This window comes from Clostridium liquoris, assembly GCF_002995785.1.
GTDB lineage: Bacteria > Bacillota > Clostridia > Clostridiales > Clostridiaceae > Clostridium_AO > Clostridium_AO liquoris.
The window spans coordinates 1-4,473 of the sequence record NZ_PVXO01000022.1; the positions used below are offsets into that span (position 1 = coordinate 1).

The following is a 4,473-nucleotide window of genomic DNA, read 5'->3' on the forward strand; positions in this document are numbered from 1 at the left end:
CGAATATCTTAAATTATATAAGCTATTCGTACAATATAAAACTTGAAAAAACTCTGGGGTGAAGCTGATTTCTATAGAAAAATTAATGTAGAAACTTCAGTACCTTGGGAGTTTTCGAGAATACTAAGTATATGGAAGAGGTGTTGAAAATGGGAATAGAAAGTATGAGTCTACAGCAGAAGATAGGTCAGATGTTGATTATAGGATTTCATGGCACCGAAGTAAATGATAAGATAATAAAAGCTATTAGAAACTATCATATAGGAAATATAATTTTATTTGCTGGGAATTTCAAAAATCCAAAGCAGTTATACAATTTAAATAAAGAGCTTCAGAGATTAGCATTAAAAGAAAATGGACTGCCATTATTTATAACCATAGATCAAGAGGGGGGGATGGTTACCCGTATAACCAATGGAGCTACTTTTTTCCCGGGAAATATGGCGTTATCTGCTGGAGGAAATGAAGAGGATGCTTATTTATATGGTAAATATTCAGGAGAAGAACTAAAGGCCTTAGGCATTAATTTTAATTTGGCTCCAGTATTAGATGTGAATAACAATAAAGATAATCCGGTAATAGGTGTTAGAAGTTATGGCGAAAATCCACAAAGGGTAAGTAAATTAGGTTCAGCTTATATTAAAGGTTTACAAGAAAACGGTATTATTGCAACAGGTAAGCATTTTCCTGGACATGGGGATACAAGTGTGGATTCCCATTTAGATTTAAGCAGTGTAAATCATAATAAGGATAGATTAGAAAGGGTAGAACTTTATCCATTTAAAGAAGCAATAAACACAGGGATAAAAGCTATTATGTCAGCACATGTAATGTTTCCTGCATATGAAGATAGAAAACTTCCAGCTACATTGTCAGATAAAGTTCTTACAGGTCTATTGAGAAATAAGCTTAATTTCAATGGATTAATAATTACGGATTGTATGGAAATGAAAGCTATAGATAGCTATTTTGGTACCGTGGAAGCTGCCGTTATGTCAATTAAAGCAGGCACAGATATGATATGTATATCCCATACGGAAGCAAAACAAATAGGTGCTTTAAATAGAATAATAGAAAAGGTGGAATCTAAAGAAATAAGTGAAGAAAGAATTAATGAATCCCTAAAAAGAATAATCGATTTCAAATCTGAAATTAATATTAAAAGCTTTATAAACTCTTCTTATGAAACAGCATATAATATAATAAATAGTGATATCCATAAAGAATTCTCCGAAAAGATAAGTAATAATAGCATTACAATAGTAAGAGATAATGGATTATTACCTATAAAGAAGGAAGAAGAAATATTAGTAATCTCTACTAATGCTCAAGTACTTACAGGAATAGATGACTTCATAGAGGATAGAAATATAAATACTTCCTTTAGTAAGGAGTTTTCTAATTGTGAAACTGAGATTATGTCTTTAAAACCTAGTAAAAAGGGAATAGAATACTTAACCCAGAAAGCAAAGGGTAAGTGTAAGGTAATAATATGTACCTATAATGGCAATTTAAATATTGAACAAATAGAATTGGTTAATGAAATATACAAAATAAATAGAAACATTATAATGATACCTATGAGAGATCCATATGACGCAGCTAATTTAGATCATATACCATGTATACTTTTAGCTTATGAATATACACCTATTTCAATTAAAAGTATATTAAAGGTTGTGAAAGGAGAAATAGAAGGTAAGGGTATATGCCCAGTTACCTTATAGTGATAAAAATGAAAAAGGGTACAGCTTATTTTGGAAATAAATATTTATATCATGCTAAGAAGGATTTAGCAGAAATGAAAAAAGCTAATTGCAATGTAGTGCTTATCACCTATTCAGAAAATGATATGGATTTTTATAAGGATACAGTAAAAGATATTATAAAGGAAGCTCATAAATTAGACATGGAAGTATATATAGACCCTTGGGGACTTGGAAAAGTATTTGGAGGAGAAGCCTATTCTAATTTTATTGCCAAAAATATTGATGTAATGGAGGAAATAGAAAACGGGGAAAAAAGGCCAATAGCTTGTCTTAATAATGAGAAGTTTAAAAGCTTCATGAAAGAATGGATTAAATCAGCTAAAGAAATAGGTGGAGATTATATTTTCTTTGATGAACCACATTTTTATATAGCTGGCTGGTTTAATGAAAAGGATCATTGGGGATGTAGATGTAATGTATGCCAGGGATTGTTTAAAAAAGAATATGGGTACACAATGCCAGAAGCATTAAATAGAGATATAGAAGATTTTAAAATAAATAGTATATATAATTTTTTGGAGGACATGTGTAAATTCGCACAAAGCTTAGAAATGAAAAATAATATATGCCTTTTACCAGCTAAAGGCAAAAAGGAAAGAGATTTGACGGAAAGGATATGCTCTATGGATTCTATTAGCATAATAGGCACAGATCCTTATTGGATATGGAAAAATGTAGTCTTTGATGTGGAGAAATATGTAGAGGAATATACGAAATTAATAAAAGAATTATCCTTAAAATATAATAAGGAAAGTGAAATATGGGTTCAAAATTTCTTTGTAAATAAGAGTTTGGAAAAGGATGTAAAGAAAGCTTATAAAATAGTTAAAAATAATAATATAGACAGGCTTATGACATGGGCATATAGAGGAAGCTGTTGCATGTCTACATTAGCTTGTGAGGATCCTGAACAGGTTTGGGAGGACTTTTTAGAAATTTAGTTATGTATTATTAAATGGGGTGGTATCATGGAGATCTGTTATAGATTTATTAGAAAAAAAGAATCAGATAGTATAATAAAGCTTTGGAATGATAATATAGGCTGTCTTTTTCCTATGGATGAAGAACTATTCTATCAAAATATTGAGAATGATAGAAATTTATTAAAAAAGGATATATTTGGCGTATTTATTAATAGTGAGTTAGCAGGTTTTATAATATTTAAGCAGCAATTAGAGTATAGGGGGCTTATGGAGGCTGAAAAAATTGCAGGGAATATAAATTCACTAATAGTAGACTTCAAATATAGAAACAATGGAATTGGCGGCAGCTTATTGTATAAATGTGAAAATATATTACAAGCTAGGGGAGTAAAACACATAGAAGTTGGCAGAGATACATTTCATTTTTTCCCAGGGATGCCTTTAGAACTTAAAGATGGATATGAATTTTTTAAAAAAAGAGGATATATAGATAGTCATATATCTACCGATTTAATATGTAATATAAGCAATGTTGATTTTTGTAAACTAAGGTCCATAAAAAAACTAAGAATAAATGAAGAAGAAGGCTATATTATAGAACCCTATCAAGAGGAGGATAAAGAGAAATTAATACAATTTTTTAAAAAAACATTTCCTGGCAGGTGGTTAGGGGAAGTAGAATTTGCTTTAGATAATGGAATTAATGGGGAGGATATGATTATCCTTAAGGATATCAAAAAGGATATTGTAATAGGCTTTAGCAGAATATATCATAAAAATAGTAAAATAATAGGGCCGCCTATATATTGGAGAAAACTTTTAGGAGTGAATTTTGGGGGATTAGGGCCTATAGGTATAGACTCACAATATAGGAAAAAGGATTTAGGGCTAACACTGCTCTTTAGGTCTTTAGAGATATTAAAAAGTAAGGGAATAGAAAATATGTGTATTGATTGGACTGACCTTTATAAATTCTATGGTACATTTAACTTTATTCCATGGAAATCCTATATGCACATGGGAAAAGATTTTAATTGAAGAAGTATTTAGGCAGATTTTAAATCTGCCTAAGTTTTTATCCTCTCCACTTAAATACTACTATTCCAATAATCATAATAGCTATTCCTATGATTTCTGTTATACCAAATTTTATTTGTTTAGAGCCAAATAAACCAAATGCATCTATTAACCCTGCGGCAGTGAGTTGTGCCACCAAAATAGTTGCAATAGAATATGTAGGACCAAGTGCTGCTATACCTTTCATAACGGTAAACACTATTATTACTCCAAGAGCGCCACCTAATAAATATAGCTTATTAGCTTCTTTTATATCTTTTAAATTACCATCACCGGCAAAAAGTAATATTATAAATGTTAATATCAATCCTGTACCTTGAACTACCAGATTGGTTTCCCATATTCCAATTCTTTCTCCTAGTCTTGTATTAAAGACTCCCTGAAGGCTCATAGCTATTCCAGCCACAATGGAAAAGACTATACCAAGCATATAAATACCCACCTTTCTCATTTTATTTTATCCAGAGAAAGAATATTTATTAAAAAAAAGAGGCTGTCGCATTAGCATAAAAAAATTTGCTAACGCGGCAGCGTTTTTTAGGTGTTTTATAGAAATTTTAATGATACTTTAAACCCAAATAGGTTCAATACTTAAAAAATAGCGCACTTTAATAAGCCATCAATATTAAGGCTTTTTTTGATTTGTAGAGTTTTTAAAATTTCAAAATTATGCACCTTTTTTAAGTGAAAAAAGATGTGTTCCA

Annotated in this window: 4 protein-coding genes; 3 read left to right on the forward strand and 1 reads right to left on the reverse strand. The window is 30.4% G+C overall.

The window, feature by feature from the left end:
* The first annotated feature begins 149 nt into the window (after window positions 1-149).
* The 3 genes from nagZ to CLLI_RS03765 are packed head-to-tail and all read left to right on the forward strand — an operon-like array spanning window position 150 to window position 3,730.
* Window positions 150-1,727, forward strand: coding sequence for a beta-N-acetylhexosaminidase (gene nagZ, locus CLLI_RS03755; protein ID WP_207655071.1), 1,578 nt, complete (start codon window positions 150-152; stop codon window positions 1,725-1,727).
* Window positions 1,709-2,710: a hypothetical protein gene (locus tag CLLI_RS03760; protein ID WP_106062909.1), complete on the forward strand. Its 1,002-nt coding sequence runs from the start codon at window positions 1,709-1,711 to the stop codon at window positions 2,708-2,710. The genes nagZ and CLLI_RS03760 overlap by 19 nt, the downstream gene beginning before the upstream one ends.
* A gap of 27 nt (window positions 2,711-2,737) precedes the next feature.
* Entirely contained in the window at window positions 2,738-3,730 is a 993-nt protein-coding gene (locus CLLI_RS03765) for a GNAT family N-acetyltransferase (RefSeq protein ID WP_106062910.1), read from the forward strand.
* A 37-nt stretch (window positions 3,731-3,767) separates the two neighbouring features.
* On the opposite strand, the gene CLLI_RS03770 is transcribed toward CLLI_RS03765, so the two are convergent.
* A complete protein-coding gene (locus CLLI_RS03770) occupies window positions 3,768-4,199 on the reverse strand; it encodes a DMT family transporter (protein WP_106062911.1) in 432 nt (143 codons plus the stop codon).
* Window positions 4,200-4,473: the final 274 nt, after the last annotated feature.